This is a genomic window from Streptomyces sp. Go-475, assembly GCF_003330845.1.
Taxonomy (GTDB): Bacteria; Actinomycetota; Actinomycetes; order Streptomycetales; family Streptomycetaceae; genus Streptomyces.
In genome coordinates this window covers 6,394,558-6,411,998 of sequence record NZ_CP026121.1, presented here as the reverse complement: position 1 = coordinate 6,411,998, position 17,441 = coordinate 6,394,558, and the positions used below count along the sequence as shown (strand labels likewise).

Annotated in this window: 16 protein-coding genes; 4 read left to right on the top strand and 12 right to left on the bottom strand. The window is 73.3% G+C overall.

The window, feature by feature from the left end; genetic code table 11:
- Nucleotides 1–3: 3 nt before the first annotated feature.
- Both C1703_RS29515 and C1703_RS29510 read right to left on the bottom strand, forming a co-directional pair.
- Nucleotides 4–1,269 carry an AI-2E family transporter gene (locus tag C1703_RS29515; protein ID WP_114255671.1) on the bottom strand — a complete coding sequence of 422 codons (1,266 nt, stop codon included), beginning with the start codon at nucleotides 1,267–1,269 and terminating at the stop codon, nucleotides 4–6.
- 127 nt (nucleotides 1,270–1,396) lie between these two features.
- Nucleotides 1,397–1,591: a DUF3046 domain-containing protein gene (locus C1703_RS29510; RefSeq protein ID WP_114255670.1), complete on the bottom strand. Its 195-nt coding sequence runs from the start codon at nucleotides 1,589–1,591 to the stop codon at nucleotides 1,397–1,399.
- 80 nt (nucleotides 1,592–1,671) lie between these two features.
- Here C1703_RS29510 and C1703_RS29505 point away from each other — a divergent pair, with 80 nt between their 5' ends.
- Entirely contained in the window at nucleotides 1,672–2,616 is a 945-nt protein-coding gene (locus tag C1703_RS29505) for a hypothetical protein (protein ID WP_114255669.1), read from the top strand.
- On the opposite strand, the gene C1703_RS29500 is transcribed toward C1703_RS29505, so the two are convergent.
- The 3 genes from C1703_RS29500 to C1703_RS29490 form a co-directional block, all read right to left on the bottom strand.
- Nucleotides 2,617–2,925: an AzlD domain-containing protein gene (locus C1703_RS29500; RefSeq protein ID WP_114255668.1), complete on the bottom strand. Its 309-nt coding sequence runs from the start codon at nucleotides 2,923–2,925 to the stop codon at nucleotides 2,617–2,619.
- The gene (locus C1703_RS29495; protein ID WP_114255667.1) at nucleotides 2,922–3,584 is read right to left on the bottom strand and encodes an AzlC family ABC transporter permease; all 663 of its coding nucleotides are present in this window, start codon (nucleotides 3,582–3,584) and stop codon (nucleotides 2,922–2,924) included. Before C1703_RS29495 ends, C1703_RS29500 begins: the two co-directional genes overlap by 4 nt.
- Before the next feature lie 125 nt (nucleotides 3,585–3,709).
- On the bottom strand, nucleotides 3,710–4,540 hold the full coding sequence (locus C1703_RS29490) for an AraC family transcriptional regulator (RefSeq protein WP_114255666.1): 831 nt from the start codon (nucleotides 4,538–4,540) through the stop codon (nucleotides 3,710–3,712).
- Nucleotides 4,541–4,754: 214 nt separating this feature from the next.
- Here C1703_RS29490 and C1703_RS29485 point away from each other — a divergent pair, with 214 nt between their 5' ends.
- The 3 genes from C1703_RS29485 to C1703_RS29475 are packed head-to-tail and all read left to right on the top strand — an operon-like array spanning nucleotide 4,755 to nucleotide 11,374.
- Complete coding sequence (locus tag C1703_RS29485) at nucleotides 4,755–9,686, top strand: ATP-dependent helicase (protein WP_114255665.1); 4,932 nt, start codon at nucleotides 4,755–4,757, stop codon at nucleotides 9,684–9,686.
- A gap of 60 nt (nucleotides 9,687–9,746) precedes the next feature.
- On the top strand, nucleotides 9,747–10,577 hold the full coding sequence (locus C1703_RS29480; RefSeq protein ID WP_114255664.1) for a DNA-formamidopyrimidine glycosylase family protein: 831 nt from the start codon (nucleotides 9,747–9,749) through the stop codon (nucleotides 10,575–10,577).
- A 32-nt stretch (nucleotides 10,578–10,609) separates the two neighbouring features.
- Nucleotides 10,610–11,374 (top strand): SDR family NAD(P)-dependent oxidoreductase, encoded by a 765-nt coding sequence (locus C1703_RS29475; protein WP_114255663.1) that lies wholly within the window; start codon nucleotides 10,610–10,612, stop codon nucleotides 11,372–11,374.
- Between the two features lie 208 nt (nucleotides 11,375–11,582).
- Here the strand turns inward: C1703_RS29475 and C1703_RS39915 are convergent, their stop codons facing one another.
- The 7 genes from C1703_RS39915 to C1703_RS29440 all read right to left on the bottom strand — a co-directional run bounded on the left by C1703_RS39915 (nucleotide 11,583) and on the right by C1703_RS29440 (nucleotide 17,208).
- Nucleotides 11,583–11,837, bottom strand: coding sequence for a hypothetical protein (locus C1703_RS39915; protein WP_114257646.1), 255 nt, complete (start codon nucleotides 11,835–11,837; stop codon nucleotides 11,583–11,585).
- 205 nt (nucleotides 11,838–12,042) lie between these two features.
- Nucleotides 12,043–12,513, bottom strand: coding sequence for a DNA starvation/stationary phase protection protein (locus C1703_RS29465; protein ID WP_114255662.1), 471 nt, complete (start codon nucleotides 12,511–12,513; stop codon nucleotides 12,043–12,045).
- A gap of 271 nt (nucleotides 12,514–12,784) precedes the next feature.
- On the bottom strand, nucleotides 12,785–13,165 hold the full coding sequence (locus C1703_RS29460) for a helix-turn-helix transcriptional regulator (RefSeq protein ID WP_003993396.1): 381 nt from the start codon (nucleotides 13,163–13,165) through the stop codon (nucleotides 12,785–12,787).
- Between the two features lie 109 nt (nucleotides 13,166–13,274).
- Entirely contained in the window at nucleotides 13,275–13,820 is a 546-nt protein-coding gene (locus tag C1703_RS29455; RefSeq protein ID WP_114255661.1) for a CinA family protein, read from the bottom strand.
- Nucleotides 13,817–14,788: a CDP-diacylglycerol--glycerol-3-phosphate 3-phosphatidyltransferase gene (gene pgsA / locus C1703_RS29450; protein ID WP_114255660.1), complete on the bottom strand. Its 972-nt coding sequence runs from the start codon at nucleotides 14,786–14,788 to the stop codon at nucleotides 13,817–13,819. The genes C1703_RS29455 and pgsA overlap by 4 nt, the downstream gene beginning before the upstream one ends.
- The gene (gene rimO, locus C1703_RS29445) at nucleotides 14,785–16,266 is read right to left on the bottom strand and encodes a 30S ribosomal protein S12 methylthiotransferase RimO (RefSeq protein WP_114255659.1); all 1,482 of its coding nucleotides are present in this window, start codon (nucleotides 16,264–16,266) and stop codon (nucleotides 14,785–14,787) included. The genes pgsA and rimO overlap by 4 nt, the downstream gene beginning before the upstream one ends.
- A gap of 93 nt (nucleotides 16,267–16,359) precedes the next feature.
- Nucleotides 16,360–17,208: a helix-turn-helix domain-containing protein gene (locus C1703_RS29440; RefSeq protein WP_114255658.1), complete on the bottom strand. Its 849-nt coding sequence runs from the start codon at nucleotides 17,206–17,208 to the stop codon at nucleotides 16,360–16,362.
- Nucleotides 17,209–17,441: the final 233 nt, after the last annotated feature.

The following is a 17,441-nucleotide window of genomic DNA, read 5'->3' as shown; positions in this document are numbered from 1 at the left end:
GCCTCAGGAGGAGTTCTCGCCGGAGCCCGGGTCCTCGGGTCGCTGCGCCCCCGGCCGCCGGGACCACAGCAGCCTCGCGCGCGTGATCACGCCCGGTCCCTCCCCGCGGCGGTGGTGCCCGTGCACCCGGGGGTCGTCCGTGACGTCGTACCGCTTCACGTACGCTCCCAGGAAGGCCTGGAGCGTGGCGATGGCGGGGATGGCGATCAGCGCGCCGACGGCACCGAGGAGCGCGGTGCCCGCGATGACCGAGCCGAAGGCGACCGCGGGGTGGATGTCGACGGTCTTGGCGGTCAGCTTGGGCTGCAGCACGTAGTTCTCGAACTGCTGGTAGACCACCACGAAGATGAGCACCCACAGCGCGTACCAGGGGTTCACCGTGAACGCGATCAGCATGGGCAGGGCACCCGCGAGATACGTGCCGATCGTGGGGATGAACTGCGACACCAGGCCCACCCACACGGCGAGCACGGGCGCGTAGGGCACGTCCAGGACCTGCAGCAGGACGAAGTGCGCTATGCCGGAGATCAGCGCCATCAGGCCGCGGGAGTAGATGTAGCCGCCGGTCTTGTTCACCGCGATCTCCCACGCGCGCAGCACCTCGGCCTGCCGGGCGGGCGGCAGGACGGAGCACAGCGCGCGGCGCAGCCGCGGACCGTCGGCGGCGAAGTAGAACGAGAACAGCGCGATCGTCAGGAGCTGGAAGAGGCCGCCGATGACCTGGGCGGACACGTCCAGCACGCCCGTGGCGCTGTTCTGCACGTAGTTGCGCAGCCAGTCGGAACGGAGCAGGCCCTCCTGGATGTCCACGCGCTTCAGGTCGGTCTTGAAGTGCGTGTTGATCCAGTTGATGACGGAGTCGAGGTACGCGGGGAAGCCCTCGATCATCTTGATGATCTGGTCCGCGAGGATGGAACCGAGCAGCGTGACGAAGCCGGCCGACACGATCATCACGCCGATGAAGACGACGAACGTGGCCAGCCCTCGGCGCATGCCGCGCGAAGCCATCCAGCTCACCGCGGGTTCGATGGCGAGCGCCAGGAAGAACGCGATGAGGATGTTGATCAGCAGGCCGGTGAGCTGGTGGAAGGCCCAGCTGCCCAGCTGGAACACGGCGACGAGAGCCAGCGCGAGCACCATGGCGCGCGGCAGCCAGCGGGGCATGCGGCCGTTCGGCCCGGCGGCCCCGCCGACCGGGGGGCGGGTGGGCGGGGTCGTACCGAACGGGGACTGCTGGGCTGCCTGCCCGGTCTCGTCAGTGGGTGCCACGCACCAAGTCTCGCCCACGCCACCGACAGCCGTCTGCCCGCCTGCGATCTTCGTGGCCGACTGGCGGCCTTCGTGCGGCTGCCGGTCTTCGTGGCGGCCGGCGGTCTGCGAGGACGGCCGGCAGCGGTCAGCGCTTCTCCCGGGGCACGTCCATCACCGCGCAGACCACCTGCCAGACGTCCTTGGCGTCCCAGCCGGCCGCCAGCGCCTCGTGCACGGTGCGTCCGCCGAGCTCCGACATCACGTGGTCGCGCGCGAAGGTGTCGGCGTAGCCCGGACCGAAGTGCTCCGCCATCCGCTGCCAGAAGACCGTCAACCGCATGACTCCAGTATCCCGCCCCTGGGGGTGGGCCTGAGCCGGGACCGCCTGCCGGCGCCGCTTCGCGCCCTACGGTCTGACCCATGGCCGAAACAGGAGCTACCGCACTCCCCCCGACGCCCCCGCCGCACACCCCCGTGGCCCGCGCCGAACGCTTCGTCTGGCTCACCGCGCGCGTGCTGGAGCAACGCCTCTTCGCCCATCACTTCCGGGGCGGCGCCGCCGACCCGGTGGAAACCGCCCTGGACGCCTACCGCAACGACGACGGCGGGTACGGCCACGCCCTGGAGCCCGATCTGCGCGGTCCGGTCAGCCAGCCGCTGCACACCGCCCACGCCCTGCGCGTCCTGGACGCCGTCGGACGCTGCGCCGGCCAGCGCGTGGAACGCATGTGCCGCTATCTGACGTCCGTCTCCACGGCGGACGGCGCGCTCCCGGCGATCCGTCCCAGCCAGCGCGACTACCCGACGGCCCCCTTCGTGCCGATCGTGGACGACCCGCCCAGCGACCTGCTGGCCACCGGCCCGGTGGTGGGGCTGCTGCACCGCAACGAGGTGTGGCACGCCTGGCTGTTCCGGGCCACGGACTTCTGCTGGCAGGCCGTCGAGTCCCTGGAGAAGTCGCACCCGTACGAGGTCGAGGCCGCCGTGGCGTTCCTGGACTCCGCCCCCGACCGCCCGCGCGCGGAGGCGGCCGCCGACCGCCTGGGCCGCCTGGTGCGCGCACAGGGCCTGGCGGCTCTGGACCCCGGCGACCTGGACGCTCATCCGGTCTCCCCGGGGTACGCCCCGGGCGAGCACCACTTCCCGTACGACTACGCGAGGACACCGCGGTCCCTGGCGCGCGCGTGGTTCACGGACGACGAGATGGCCCGTTCCCTGGATCACCTCGCGGCCCAGCAGCGGGAGGACGGCGGCTGGCCGGTGCGCTGGCGCCAGTGGGCCCCGGCACCCGCGCTGGAGGCCCGTCCGATCGTGACGATCGAGGCCCTGCGCGCCCTGAGCGCGTACGGCCGCGCCATCGGCTGATCAGGCCCCCAGGGCCCGCGCCCCCGCGGTCACCGCCACGGCCGCCGCGACGACGAGCAGGAACGGCGCGCGCAGCACCAGTGCCACGGCGGCTGCCGCGAGCCCGGCGGCCCGGGCGTCCAGCGCCAGCGTCTGCCCGTCGGCGAAGGTCTGCTGGGCGGTGAGGGCCGCGAGCAGCGCGACGGGCAGCAGCGCGGCGAGACGCTTGACGACAGGGCGCTCCAGGGCTGCCGCGGGCACCAGCAGCCCGGCCAGCTTGACGGCGTAGCACCCGAGGACGGTCACACCGATCGCGATCCAGACGGTCACCGCTCGTCCTCCCGTCCCCGGCGCCGGCCGTCCGCCCACAGCACGATCGGTGCCGCCAGCGCGGCCGTCAGCACCGGCACCCCGGCGGGCAGGACGGGCAGCAGCCCGAGCCCCAGCAGTACGGCGAGCCCGGCGACGGCCCGCTCGGCCGCGGTCTTCAGCATCGGCGCGAGCAGCGCCAGGAACACCGCGGGGCCCGCGGCGTCCAGCCCCCACGCGTCGGTGTCCCCGAGGGCGCCGGCGCCCAGGGCGCCGAGCAGCGTGGTGAGGTTCCACAGGACGTACAGGCTCAGCCCGGTCACCAGGAACCCGAGCCGCGCAGCGCGCCGGGTGGGCTGGGCGAGCGCGACCGCGGCCGTCTCGTCGATCACCCACTGGGCGGCGAACGGCCGCACCGCGCGCGGGAGGGCCAGCAACTGCGACAGGCGCAAGCCGTAGAAGGCGTTCCGTACGCCCAGGAAGAAGGCCCCGGCGGCGGCCGTGAACGGGCCTCCGCCGGCCGCGAGAGCCCCCACCAGGGCGAACTGGGACGCCCCGGTGAACACCAGGAGGCTGAGCGCGCAGGTCTGGAGCAGCGAGAGCCCGCTGCCGGACGAGGTCACTCCGAAGGCGAATCCGGACAGCCCCACGGCGACCCCGACGCCCAGAGCGTCCCGCACGACCGCGCTGTCCGGTCTCCCCGCGACCGCGCTGTCCGGCTTCCCGTCCGTTCCTGAGTCCCCGTCTGTTCCTGAGCCTGTGAGAGCTGTCGGTTCTGCCACGCACCGCAACCTACGGCCGGTGCCTACAGCGCGTCTTGTACGTTCTTGCGCTCCCGCTGGTAGGCCCCCGGAGGGACCCCGACGATCCGGCTGAAGTGCCGGTTGAGATGCGGCTGGTCGGTGAACCCCACGGTCACGGCCACCTCCGAGGGCGCCGTGCCCGCGTCGAGCAGGCGCCGCGCCCTGCGGACCCGCGCGTCCGTGAGCCACGTGTGCGGCGGCATCCCGTAGGCGTCCCGGAAGGCCCGCAGCAGGGCGAACGGGCTGGTCCCGAGGTCAGCCGCCAACTGCTCCAGGGTCGGCGGCCGTGCCATCCGCTCCTCGAGCACACCACGCGCGCGTGCCGCGATCCGCGCACCGGCCGTCCGCACCCTGCGCTGCGGCATCGGCCCGCCGTTCAAGCGCAGCAACCTGGTCACGGCCACTCTGAGCAGCGTGTCCGCGGCCAGCGCGTTGCCCTCGTCGGCGGCTCGCAGCACCTGGTGCACCAGACCGACGGCGTACGGATCGTCCAGCACGGGGCTGACGAACCCCGGCGTCCCTCGCAGTGCCGTCGTCTCGGCCGCGATCTCCGCCACGACGTCCGCCGGCGGGTACACGGCCCCGTACCGCCATCCCTCGGGCACGCCGGCCCGCCCGGTGTGCGGGGTGTCCGGGTTGACCAGCGCGAGGGCTCCGGCTCCCGCGTACTGATCGGCTCCGCCGTGGTGGAACACCTCCACGCCGTCGGCGATGGCGGCGATCACGAAGTTCTCGTGTGTGTGCCGCACGAACGTCTTCCGCACGTACCGCGCCCGCAGCAGGTCGACCCCGGGCAGCTCGTCGTACCGCCAGTGCCGCGCTCGCTCGCTCACGGGACCATTGTCCGCCGCGACGGCATCCTCGGGCGCGGCCCCGTCCGCGCCGGGCTGACGGACTCGGCGGCCCGCCCTCGTCGAAACGGCCACGAACCTGCGGCGGCCCGGGCCCGTCGACGGCCGACAGCCCCACGGCAGCCCGCCCCCGTCGAAGCGGCCGGGGAACCCGCGGCGGCCCGCCGTTGTCAGTGCCGGGGTGCACGATGGACGCATGCCCAGCAACACGCACCGAGCCCTGGACGGCTTCTCCCCCGCGACCCGCGCCTGGTTCACGGGTGCCTTCCCCGCGCCCACCACGGCCCAGGCGGGCGCGTGGCAGGCCATCCACGAGGGCTCGGACGTGCTGGTCGTCGCCCCCACCGGTTCCGGCAAGACCCTGGCCGCCTTCCTCGCCGCCCTGGACCAGCTGGCCTCGACCCCGCCCCCGGCCGACTCCAAGAAGCGCTGCCGGGTGCTGTACGTGTCTCCCCTGAAGGCCCTGGCGGTGGACGTCGAGCGCAACCTCCGCAGCCCCCTGACCGGCATCCGTCAGGAGTCCGTACGGATGGGTCTGCCCGAGCCCGAGGTCAGGGTGGGCATCCGCTCGGGCGACACCCCCGCCGCCGAGCGCCGCGCCCTGTCGACGCGCCCGCCGGACATCCTGATCACGACCCCCGAGTCGCTGTTCCTGATGCTGACGTCGGCCACGCGCGAGGCGCTGACCGGTATCGAGACGGTGATCCTGGACGAGGTGCACGCGGTCGCCGGCACCAAGCGCGGCGCCCACCTCGCGCTCTCCCTGGAGCGGCTGGACGACCTCCTGCCGAAGCCCGCCCGCCGCATCGGCCTGTCGGCGACGGTCCGCCCGGTCGACGAGGTCGCCCGCTTCCTCTCCCCCCGCCGCAAGGTGGAGATCGTCCAGCCGGAGTCGGGCAAGGAGTTCGATCTCTCCGTGGTCGTCCCGGTCGAGGACCTGGGCGAGCTGGGTGGCTCCCCGGTGTCGGACGGCTCGGAGGGCGCCGAGCGGCCGTCGATCTGGCCGCATGTCGAGGAGCGGATCACCGACCTGGTCCAGTCCCACCGCTCCACGATCGTCTTCGCGAACTCGCGGCGCCTCGCGGAGCGCCTGTGCAACCGCCTGAACGAGATCGCGTACGAGCGGGCCACGGGCGAGCCCTTGGAGGAGCACCACTCCCCCGCCGAGCTCATGGGCGGGTCCGGAGCCGCCCAGGGCGCGCCCCAGGTCATCGCCCGGGCCCATCACGGCTCGGTGTCCAAGGAGCAGCGCGCCCTGGTCGAGGAGGACCTCAAGGCGGGCCGCCTGCCCGCGGTCGTGGCCACGTCCAGTCTCGAACTGGGCATCGACATGGGCGCGGTCGACCTCGTGGTGCAGGTGGAGTCGCCCCCCTCGGTGGCCTCCGGTCTCCAGCGCGTGGGCCGGGCGGGCCACCAGGTGGGCGCGGTCTCCACCGGCGTGGTGTTCCCGAAGTACCGCGGCGACCTGGTCCAGGCGGCGGTGGTCACCGAGCGGATGCGCACCGGCGAGATCGAGTCGCTCAAGGTCCCCGCCAACCCGTTGGACGTCCTGGCCCAGCAGATCGTCGCGATGACGGCCATGGACACCTGGCAGTTCGACGACCTCCTCGCCGCCGTCCGGCGGGCCGCCCCCTTCGCCTCACTGCCCGAGTCGGCCTTCACGGCGGTCCTCGACATGCTGGCCGGCCGCTACCCGTCGGACGCGTTCGCGGAGCTGCGCCCGCGCGTGGTGTGGGACCGCGTCACCGGTGAGATCACCGGCCGCCCCGGCGCCCAGCGCCTCGCCGTCACCTCCGGCGGCACGATCCCCGACCGCGGCCTGTTCGGCGTCTTCCTCGCGGGCGCCGACCCGAAGAAGGGCGGCGGCCGGGTCGGCGAGCTCGACGAGGAGATGGTCTACGAGTCCCGCGTGGGCGACGTCTTCACGCTGGGCACGAGTTCCTGGCGCATCGAGGACATCACCCGCGACCGCGTCCTGGTCTCCCCGGCCCCGGGCGTGCCGGGCCGGCTGCCCTTCTGGAAGGGCGACCAGCTGGGCCGCCCGCTCGAACTGGGCAGGGCGGTGGGGGCGTTCCTGCGGGAGGTCGGCTCGCTGCCCAAGGACGACGCCCGGCTGCGTCTGCTCGCCGCCGGTCTGGACGCCTGGGCGGCGGACAACGTGCTCTCGTACCTGGACGAGCAGCGCGAGGCCTGCGGCCACGTCCCGGACGACCGGACGATCGTCGTGGAGCGCTTCCGCGACGAGCTGGGCGACTGGCGCGTGGTCGTCCACTCCCCCTTCGGCGCGCAGGTGCACGCCCCCTGGGCCCTCGCCCTCGGCGCCAAGCTCTCCGAGCGGTACGGCATGGACGCGCAGGTCATGCACGCCGACGACGGCATCGTCCTGCGCCTGCCCGACGCCGACCTGATGGGCCTGGACCTGCTGGACCAGGACCCGGTGAAGACGGGCCGGGAGTACGACGCCGAGCAGGCTCCCGTGGGCGCCGCCGACGTCGTCTTCGACAAGGGTGAGGTCGACCAGGTCGTCACCGACCAGGTGGGCAGCTCGGCCTTGTTCGTCTCCCGTTTCCGCGAGTGCGCGGCCCGCGCGCTGCTGCTGCCGCGCCGCAACCCGGGCAAGCGCACCCCGCTGTGGCAGCAGCGGCAGCGCGCGTCCCAGCTGCTGCAGGTGGCGAGCGAGTTCGGCTCGTTCCCGATCGTCCTGGAGGCGGTCCGCGAGTGCCTCCAGGACGTCTTCGACGTCCCGGGGCTCGTCGAGCTGATGGGCGACCTGGAGTCCCGCAAGGTGCGCCTCGTCGAGGTCACCACCCCCGAGCCCTCCCCCTTCGCGCGTTCCCTCCTGTTCGGTTACGTCGCCCAGTTCCTGTACGAGGGCGACTCACCGCTCGCCGAGCGCCGGGCCGCCGCCCTGTCCCTGGACTCCCGGCTGCTGGCCGAGCTGCTGGGCCAGGCGGAGCTGCGCGAGCTGCTCGACGCGGACGTGCTGACGGAGCTGGAGCGCGAGCTCCAGTGGCTCACGGAGGACCGCCGCGCCAAGGACGCCGAGGGTGTCGCCGACCTCCTCCGCCTCCTCGGCCCGCTGAGGGACGCGGAGCTGGCCGAGCGGGGCGCCGAGCCGCAGTGGGCCCAGGAGCTGGCCGGTGCCCGCCGCGCCATCCGGGTCCGTATCGCCGGTGCCGACCACTGGGCGGCGATCGAGGACGCGGGCCGCCTGCGCGATGCCCTGGGCACAGCGCTGCCGGTCGGCGTCCCGGAAGCCTTCACGGAGCCGGTCAAGGACCCGCTCGGCGACCTCCTCGCGCGCTACGCCCGCACGCACGGCCCGTTCACGTCGGCCACGGCGGCGGCCCGCTTCGGTCTGGGCGTCGCCGTCACCGAGGGCGCCCTCCAGCGGCTCGCCGCGGCCGGCCGTATCGTCCAGGGCGAGTTCCATCCGGCCGGGATCGGCCAGGAGTGGTGCGACGCGGCGGTGCTGCGCCGACTGCGCCGCCGCTCCCTGGCCGCCCTGCGGCACGAGCTGGAGCCGGTGCCGCCGGCCGCGCTCGCCCAGTTCCTCCCCCAGTGGCAGCACATCGGCAAGGGGCACTCCCTGCGCGGCATCGACGGGCTGGTGCGCGCCATCGAGCAGCTGCAGGGCGCGTCCGTGCCGGCCTCCGCCCTGGAGAAGCTGGTCCTGCCGTCCCGGGTCGTGAACTACACGCCCGCGATGCTGGACGAGCTCACCGCCGCAGGAGAGGTGGTCTGGGCCGGGGCGGGCTCCCTGCCCGGCAAGGACGGCTGGGTCTCCCTCTACGTGGCGGACGCGGCCCCCCTGCTCCTGCCGCCCCCGCACCCCCTGGAGCTGACGGCCCTGCACCAGTCCGTCCTGGACGCGCTCTCCGGCGGCTACGGTCTGTTCTTCCGCCAGATCGCCGACCGGGTCCGCGCCACCACCCACCCGGACGCCACGGATCCCCAGCTGGCCGACGCCCTGTGGGACCTGGCCTGGTCGGGCCGCCTGACGAACGACACGCTCTCCCCCATGCGCTCCCTGCTCGGCTCGGGCCGTACGGCGGGTTCCACGGCCCACCGCGCCAAGCGCACGGTCCCGCGCGGCCGCTACGGCTCCCTGACGGCCGCGGCCCGCCCGGCGTCCCGCTCCGGCCCGCCGACCGTCGCCGGCCGCTGGTCCCTGCTCCCGGCCCACGAACCGGACCCCACGGTCCGGGCGCACGCCCTCGCCCGCACCCTCCTCGACCGGCACGGCGTGATCACCAGGGGCGCGGTCGCGGCGGAGGGCGTCGAGGGCGGCTTCTCGGCGACGTACCGCGTCCTGTCCGTCTTCGAGGAGAGCGGCCAGGCCCGCCGCGGCTACGTGGTGGAGGGCCTGGGCGCGGCGCAGTTCGCGATGGACGGGGCCGTGGACCGACTGCGCGCGGTGTCCAACGCCCGCGACCGGGGCGAGGACCTGCCCGGTCCCCCTCCGGGCCGGGACCCCGACCCGTTCCCGGCCCACGACTTCGCCGATCCGTACGACCCGTCCCCTTCCACCGACCACACCGACGACCCGGGCCACGACGGCTTCCTCGACCAGGGCCCCGCCCGCGACACCTACGACGCTTACGACACCCCCGCCCCGTCCCCGGGCGAGTGGGTCTCGCCCCGCGACCACACCCCGCAGGGAACCCCGCCCTGGCAGAACGGCGCACGCGCGGGGTACGACGGATTCCCGGGCCGCCGCACCCGCCCGGACGCCACCGCCCGGGCCGTCGTCCTGGCCGCCGCCGACCCGGCGAACGCGTACGGCGCCGCCCTGCCCTGGCCCGAGCCCCCGACCGGCGCCGGTCACAAACCGGGCCGCAAGGCGGGCTCCTTGGTGGTGCTGGTCGACGGCGAGCTGACGCTCTACATGGAGCGCGGCGGCAAGACCCTGCTCGCCTGGGCCGCCGACCCGGACGGCGACCCCACCGGCGACCCCCGCCTGACCGCTGCCGCGGAGGCCCTCGCGGCAGCCGCCCGAGCGGGCTCCCTCGGCACGGTCACGGTGGAGCGCGTCAACGGCGCCCAGGCCCTGACCTCCCCCATCGGCACCCTCCTGGAAGGAGCGGGCTTCATCGCCACACCCCGAGGACTCCGCCTGCGCGCCTGACAGCCCCACCGCCCGCCCGCGCCCCGGCATCCACCCCCGACCCCGTGCCACCCTTGACCCATGCCCGAAGGAGACACGGTCTGGCAGACCGCGCGACGGCTGCACAGCGCCCTCGCCGGCAAGGTGCTGACCCGCAGCGACCTCCGGGTGCCCCGCCTGGCCACGGCCGACCTCACGGGCCGTGCAATCCTCGACGTCACCCCGCGTGGCAAGCACCTCCTGACCCGCGTCGAGGGCGGCCTGACCCTCCACTCCCACCTGCGGATGGACGGCTCCTGGAAGGTCTACGACAACGGCCGGCGCTGGACCGGCGGCCCCGGCCACCAGATCCGTGCGATCCTCGGCACCACCGACCGCACCGCCGTCGGCTACCGCCTCCCCGTCCTGGAACTCCTGCGCACCACCGACGAGCACCGCGCGGTCGGCCACCTCGGGCCAGACCTCCTGGGCCCCGACTGGGACCCCGACCGGGCCCTCGCCAACCTCCTCCAGGACCCGGCCCGCCCCCTCGGCGAGGCCCTCCTCGACCAGCGCAACCTCGCCGGCATCGGCAACGTCTACAAGAGCGAGCTCTGCTTCCTCCTGGGCGTCACCCCCTGGTTCCCCGTGGGCGACCTGCCCGCCGAGCGCGCTGCGAAGCTGCCCGCTCTCGCCAAGAAGCTGCTGGAGACCAACCGCGACCGCCCGATCCGCAGCACGACCGGCCGCCGCGGCCAGGACCTCTTCGTGTACGGCCGGGCACCCCGCCCCTGCCTGCGGTGCGGTACCTCCGTCCGGGTGGCCGACCAGGGCGACGGCTCCCGCGAACGCCCCACCTACTGGTGCCCCACCTGCCAGCCAGGCCCCGCACCCGCGCCGACCGGACGCGGCCGGACCCGACCCAGTAATTGACGGACTGTCAGAAACGCTCGTACGGTCCCTGTATGCCCGTCACGGCGTACGACCTCACCGGCAGGACCGCGTTCGTCACCGGCGCCGCGAGCGGCATCGGCCGGGCCTCGGCGCTCCTGCTCGCCGAGGCGGGCGCGACCGTGCACTGCGCGGACCGCGACGCCGAGGGCCTGCACGAGACGGCGACCCTGATCAAGGCCGCCGGCGGCACCGCCCGCACGCACGTCCTCGACGTCACCGACCGCTCCCGGCTGCGGCAGGCCATCACCTCCTGCGAACGCCTGGAGGTCCTGGCCGCGATCGCCGGCATCATGCACAGCAGCCCCGTACTGGAGACCCGGGACGAGGACCTCGACCGGGTGCTGGACGTGAACTTCAAGGGAGTGCTGTACGCCTGCCATGAGACGGCCCGCCTGATGATCGCCCGCGGCACCCGGGGCAGCATCGTCACCATGGCCTCGGGCGCCGTCGACACCGGCGGCCCCGGACTGCTCTGCTACGGAGCGGCCAAGGCGGCGGTCGTCCAGCTGACGAAGACCCTCGCGACCGAGGTCGGCCGGCACGGCATCCGCGTCAACGCGGTCGCACCGGGCTGGATCCGTACACCGATGACCGACCGCCACGACAGCGAGGCCCAGACGCGCACGGAGTCCGTCATGGCCCGCATGTCACCCCTGGGCCGGGTCGGCGAGCCCGAGGACATCGCCCACGCGGTCCTGCACCTGGCATCCGACGCCTCGGCCTTCACCACGGGCCAGATCCTCCGCCCGAACGGGGGCGTGGCCATGCCGTGGTAGCGCGCGCCCCGCCGATCAGACAGCCACCGCCCCACCACTCAACCACGGCCGGCCACACACCCGCGCGGCTCGACCTCCGACAGCCACCCACGCCCGCAGCCCCACTACCTACAGCCGCACCCCCGCCGCGCGATCACCGCACCCCCGCCGCGCGATCGCCGCACTCCTGCCGCGCGATCACCCACGAGCCACCCACGACCACTTCCACTCACCCCCGCCGCACCACCACACCCCGCCCCCGCGCCACCACTCCCCGACCTCCCACTGCCCAGACCCTCCGCCACCGCCCCGAACCAACCGCCCCCTGCGCCCGACCCTTCGCCACGCAGTGCACCGGCAGCACACTCAGACCCCACCCGCCCGCCGCGACCGCGGCCTCCAGCACCCCCGCGCCGGGCACCACCGCGAGCCGGAGCACAGCCCACCACCACAGCACCCCCAGCCCGAGCAGACCCCCGCGCATCCCCCAGCGCCGGACCCCCCAGCGCCGGACCCCCCAGCGCTCTATCCCCGCCATGGCCGCCACCTCCGGCCCGACGCTATTCGGCCGCCCGGCCCCGCGGGCAGGGCGCACCACGGGCACACAGGCGCACCGCGCACCCCTCCGCGCCGAGCGGCGGCGCCCCCGGCCGGCCCCGCGCCCGCACCCGCTGCCGCGCCGGCTCCGGTCACCCGTTCTCGGCCTGGAACATCCAGTGATGCTTCTCCAGGTCCGCGGTGATCCCGATGAAGATGTCCTGGCTCACCGGATCCGGCTCCCCGGTCGCCTCCACCCGCTCCCGCATCCGCGCGATCACCGCGCCCAGCGCCTCGACGAGCGTGCCCACGGCGGTCGTGTCGTCGACCCACCCCTCGGGCGTCACTCCGATCCCACTGCCGACGGCCACCGTTGCGGCCCGCCCGTCCGGCGGGATCCCGAGCGCGGCGGCGCGCTCCGCCACGGTGTCGGAGTGCTTCCGCGCGGTGTCGACGACCTCGTCCAGCTGGAGGTGCACGGAACGGAAGCGCGGCCCCACCACGTTCCAGTGGATCTGCTTCGCCACCAGGGCGAGGTCCACCAGGTCGACGAGGGCACCTTGCAGCGCCTCGGACACGGTCTTCAGGCTCGCGTCCGACAACGGGCTCTTCACGACGTACATCCGCACCTCCGTGGACTGCCCCCCGCCATCCCCTCAACGATGACGGCCGCACGCACCACCGGCAAACGCACACAAATCAGACACGGCGACGCCGGGCCACCCACAGGCAAGCTCCGCAGGCAGGAGCCGCACAGGCTCCGCACAGGATCCGCAGGCAAGCGAAAACCCCGACCGACACCCCTCCGGGTCACCCGGAGAACCCCGGCCGGGGCCTCACCACGTCTCGGCGCCCGATCAGCACCGTTCGTTCATGCCACGCACGCGCGAACGCTCACGCGGCGACGACGTCCACCGCCTCGGCGGGCGCCTTGATGGTCACCCGTTCCGGTGGCACACCGGTCACCGAAACGGAGCCCAGCATCGGCCGAACCGGCGTGGGCACAGGCTCGCTGGGGGTGGCCGCAGCAGACTGGGCCAGCTCGGCGAGGGCGAGTTCGTCGCTCACTTCCCGCATGAGCTCGGACATCCGTACGTCCAGCGCGTCGCAGATGGCGGAGAGCAGCTCGGAGGAAGCCTCCTTCTGCCCCCGCTCCACCTCGGAGAGATAGCCGAGTGAGACTCGGGCGGACGAGGAGACTTCGCGCAGAGTACGGCCCTGGCGCTGGCGCTGCCGACGCAGCACGTCACCCAGCAGGCGACGGAGCAGAATCATCGGTGGCTCCCTCCTCGGACCGCGTAGCCGCATCCATTACGCCCCACCGTACCGCCTTGCGCCGCGGCCGTGCGGGGAGCGATGTCGTGTTCACTCAGGGCTGCAAACATCAAAACCCCCCGTTCCGTTCCGTATCCTGTGCCCGCTCATTCCCAGTCTGTTCGCTCGCAAGCTCCTCCAGGAGCAGTGCGAGTACGCTCCGTACACTCTCTCTACGAATTTCCGCGCGGTCGCCGTTCAACCGCAGACCCTCCACTTTTCCGCCGCCGGCGGAACCGGAATCGGCCCCGGCGGGTCCGTCCACGGCCACGAAGACCGTGCCGACGGCCTGTCCGTCCTGCGGATCGGGACCCGCCACACCGGTGGTCGCGATGCCCCAGTCGGTGCCGAGCGCCTTGCGTACGCCGACCGCCATCTGGGCCGCGACCTGCGGGTCCACCGCTCCGCTCGCCGCCAGCAGGGTGGCGTCGACACCGAGCAGTTCATGCTTGAGTTCGGTGGCGTAGGCGGTCACCGAGCCCCGGAAGACCTTGGACGCCCCGGGGACGGATGTGATCTCCGCCGCAACGAGGCCACCGGTCAGCGACTCCGCGACGGCGAGCGTCTCGCCCTTCACCGTGAGTAGTCGCACCACGTCGGTGGCCGTGGAACTCACGCTTCCTTCTCCTCCAACGCGGCCTTGCGCTCGGCGATTCCCCGCCTGCGCAGCACAATGGCCTGTTTCACATAGTCGAGCCCCGTCACCACGGTGAGAACGACCGCCGCGGCCATCACCCACCACCGCAGGGTGGCCAGCCACCCCGTCAGCGCCAGCACGTACATGCCCACGGCCACGCCCTGGGTGAGCGTCTTGAGCTTGCCTCCGCGGCTGGCGGGGATGACCCCGTACCGGATGACGAGGAAACGCAGCAGGGTGATCCCGAGTTCCCGCCCGAGGATGACCCCGGTCACCCACCACGGCAGATCGCCGAGCGCGGACAGACAGATCAGCGCCGCCCCCATGATCGCCTTGTCGGCGATGGGGTCGGCGATCTTCCCGAAGTCCGTGACCAGGTTGTAGGTGCGCGCCAGGTGGCCGTCGAAGAGGTCGGTGATCATGGCGATGGCGAAGGCCGCCCAGGCGAGGGACCGCCACGCCGGGTCGTATCCGCCGTCGGCGAGCATCAGCGCGACGAAGGCCGGTACGAGGACCAGCCGGAGCATCGTCAGCAGGTTGGCGATGTTCCAGACACTGGCCTGGTTGACGGCAGCCGCCGCCAGCTTCCCGCCCCGCGCCGGCCGCTCCTCACCCTGCGCGCCGTCGACGCTCTCCGAAGCCCCGCCTACACCGACCCCGTCAACGCCAGCCCTGCCCAGGCCGGCCCCATCCACGCCAGCCCCGCCTACGCCGGCCCCGCCCGCTCCGGCCCCGGCCTCACCGGACGCCGCACCGCCGTGACCCGCAGCGGACGACGCGCCGCGCCCCGCTCCGGTCGCCCCGCCCTCGGCCGACCGCGCGACCGCACGTCCCACCGCCGCCCCGGGAACCTTCCCCGAGGCCGCGGAGGCCGCAGGGGCCGTACCGGCTGCGGCCCTCCTCGCGCCGGAGGGGCCTCCCGCCGCGGATGCCGGGACACCGGTCATCTGCCCGCCTCCTCACTCCACGCAGGCGACGCGAACGAGCTCTGCAGCGGCTCGGCCACCAGGTCGACACCCTCCGTACCGACCACCTTCGCCTCGACCATACGGCCGACACGCAGACCCGCGCCGCTCGTGAGCAGCACCTGGCCGTCCGTCTCGGGCGCCTGGTGCGCCGCGCGGCCGTACACGCCGTCCTCGTCGTCGACGGACTCGACGAGCACGTGCACCGTCTGGCCGACGCGCTCCTCGGCGCGCTGCGAGACGAGTTCCTCGGCGAGCCGTGAGACGCGGGCCAGCCGCTCGGCGACGACGTCCTCGTCGAGCTTGTTGTCGTAGGTCGCCGCCTCGGTGCCCTCCTCGTCGGAGTAGCCGAAGACGCCGATGGCGTCCAGCCGCGCGCCGTTCAGGAAGCGCTCCAGTTCGGCGAGGTCGGCCTCGCTCTCGCCGGGGAAGCCGACGATGAAGTTGGAGCGCACGCCGGCCTCGGGCGCCTTGCCGCGGATCGTGTCGAGCAGCTCCAGGAACCGGTCGGTGTCGCCGAAGCGGCGCATCGCGCGCAGCACGCCGGGCGCGGAGTGCTGGAAGGACAGGTCGAAGTAGGGCGCGACCTTCGGGGTCGACGTCAGGACGTCGATGAGGCCGGGCCGCATCTCGGCCGGCTGGAGGTAGCTGACGCGCACCCGCTCGATGCCGTCGACCTCGGCGAGCTCGGGCAGCAGCGACTCCAGCAGGCGGATGTCGCCCAGGTCCTTGCCGTAGGAGGTGTTGTTCTCGGAGACCAGCATGATCTCCTTCACGCCCTGCTCGGCGAGCCAGCGCGTCTCGTTCAGCACGTCGCTCGGGCGGCGGGAGATGAAGGAGCCGCGGAAGGACGGGATGGCGCAGAAGGTGCAGCGCCGGTCGCAGCCGGAGGCGAGCTTCACGGAGGCGACCGGGGATCCGTCCAGCCGGCGGCGCAGGGGCGCGCGGGGGCCGGAGGCCGGAGCGAGGCCTTCCGGAAGGTCGGCGGGGGCGTGCCCGGGCAGCGCGACGCCGGTGGCCGACTCCTGCCGCTCCGCCGGGCTGATCGGCAGCAGCTTGCGGCGGTCGCGCGGGGTGTGCGCGGCGTGGATGCCGCCGTTCAGGATGGTCTGGAGGCGGTCGGAGATGTTCGCGTAGTCGTCGAAGCCGAGCACGCCGTCGGCCTCGGGGAGGGCCTCGGCGAGTTCCTTGCCGTACCGCTCGGCCATGCAGCCCACCGCCACGACGGCCTGGGTTCTGCCGTGTCCCTTGAGGTCGTTGGCTTCCAGGAGGGCGTCGACGGAGTCCTTCTTGGCGGCCTCCACGAAGCCACAGGTGTTCACGACGGCGACGTCCGCGGCCTCGGCGTCCTCGACGAGCTGCCAGCCGTCCGCCTCCAAACGGCCTGCGAGCTCCTCCGAGTCCACCTCGTTACGGGCGCAGCCAAGGGTGACGAGTGCGACGGTACGGCGTTCAGGCATGGGCTCAAGACTACTTCGTCCCGCTGACACCCCACGTCGACGGGGTTGGCCGATCATGGCCAACCCCGTACGTCCTGCACCCCTTCGGCCGAGTTACCCGGCCTCGGGGTCGCCCTTGGTGTACGTCAGGCGTTCGACGGAGCCGGGCTGGAAGTCGTCCTCGATCTTCTTGCCGTTGACGAAGAGGTCGATCGCGCCGGCGTCCCCGAGGACGAGATGGATCTTGGAGCTGTCCTGGAAGGTCTTGGAGTCGCCCTGCTTGAGGACGCCGTCGAAGAGCATCCGGTTGTTGTGGTCGCGGGCGGCGATCCAGCTGCGGCCGTCGGTGGCGGCCACCTGGACCGTCACCTTGTCCTGCGGCGCGGCCGCGATGGCGCTGTCCGAGGGCTCGGGCTTGGGGTCGGCGGGCTTCTTGGTCTTGGTGGTGGGAGAGGCGGAGGCGTCGGGCGTGGAGCCCTCGGCCACGTTGGCCTCGCCGGAGCCGTCGTCGCCGCCCTGGAACATCGTGAACCCGACGAAACCGATCACGGCGACGATCGCGGCGACCATGGCCGCGGTCCAGTTGGGCCCCCGCCGCTCCGGACGGATACGTTCCGCCTCGAAGAGGGGGGCTGCCGGGGTCGGTGCCGGACGCCCGCCGTGCTCCTCGCCGTACTGGGCGAGCAGCGGGGCCGGGTCGAGGTGGACGGCCTTGGCCAGGGTCCTGATGTGTCCGCGGGCGTACACGTCCCCGCCGCAGGCGGTGAAGTCGTCCGCCTCGATGGCGTGCACGATGTTCATGCGGACCCGGGTGGCGCTACTGACGTCGTCGACGGTCAGCCCGGCGGCGATACGAGCCTGCTGCAGGGCACGGCCGATGGAGGGGCGGGCTTCCTCGCGGTCTTCTTCGACGCGCTCGTCTTCGAACGGACGCTCGTCTTCAGGGGAGTTGCCGATGGACACGGGGGCGCCTTTCGAGCGTGTAGCCGCCTGTGCTGGAGGTTCAGTCTAGGGGGGGTGCAAAAGGGTGGGGCAACCGGGCGGTGGCACTTTGTACGCCATCGGAATGGCCCGACATCCCGATGGCGGGGTCACTGCTGTCGCTTCCCTCAACTTGACGTACGCCGAACGGAAACGGTTGCTCGATGACCCCTTACGGGTGAGTCACGATCCGGACACCCGATTGCCGTACACCG

Coding starts and splice junctions, on each gene's coding strand:
- rimO (WP_114255659.1), bottom strand. CDS start 16,266: ATGCCTGAACGCCGTACCGTCGCACTCGTCACCCTTGGCTGCGCCCGT.
- C1703_RS29510 (WP_114255670.1), bottom strand. CDS start 1,591: ATGCGGTTGACGGTCTTCTGGCAGCGGATGGCGGAGCACTTCGGTCCG.
- C1703_RS39915 (WP_114257646.1), bottom strand. CDS start 11,837: ATGCGCGGGGGTCTGCTCGGGCTGGGGGTGCTGTGGTGGTGGGCTGTG.
- C1703_RS29465 (WP_114255662.1), bottom strand. CDS start 12,513: ATGTACGTCGTGAAGAGCCCGTTGTCGGACGCGAGCCTGAAGACCGTG.
- C1703_RS29460 (WP_003993396.1), bottom strand. CDS start 13,165: ATGATTCTGCTCCGTCGCCTGCTGGGTGACGTGCTGCGTCGGCAGCGC.
- C1703_RS29475 (WP_114255663.1), top strand. CDS start 10,610: ATGCCCGTCACGGCGTACGACCTCACCGGCAGGACCGCGTTCGTCACC.
- C1703_RS29480 (WP_114255664.1), top strand. CDS start 9,747: ATGCCCGAAGGAGACACGGTCTGGCAGACCGCGCGACGGCTGCACAGC.
- C1703_RS29485 (WP_114255665.1), top strand. CDS start 4,755: ATGCCCAGCAACACGCACCGAGCCCTGGACGGCTTCTCCCCCGCGACC.
- pgsA (WP_114255660.1), bottom strand. CDS start 14,788: ATGACCGGTGTCCCGGCATCCGCGGCGGGAGGCCCCTCCGGCGCGAGG.
- C1703_RS29505 (WP_114255669.1), top strand. CDS start 1,672: ATGGCCGAAACAGGAGCTACCGCACTCCCCCCGACGCCCCCGCCGCAC.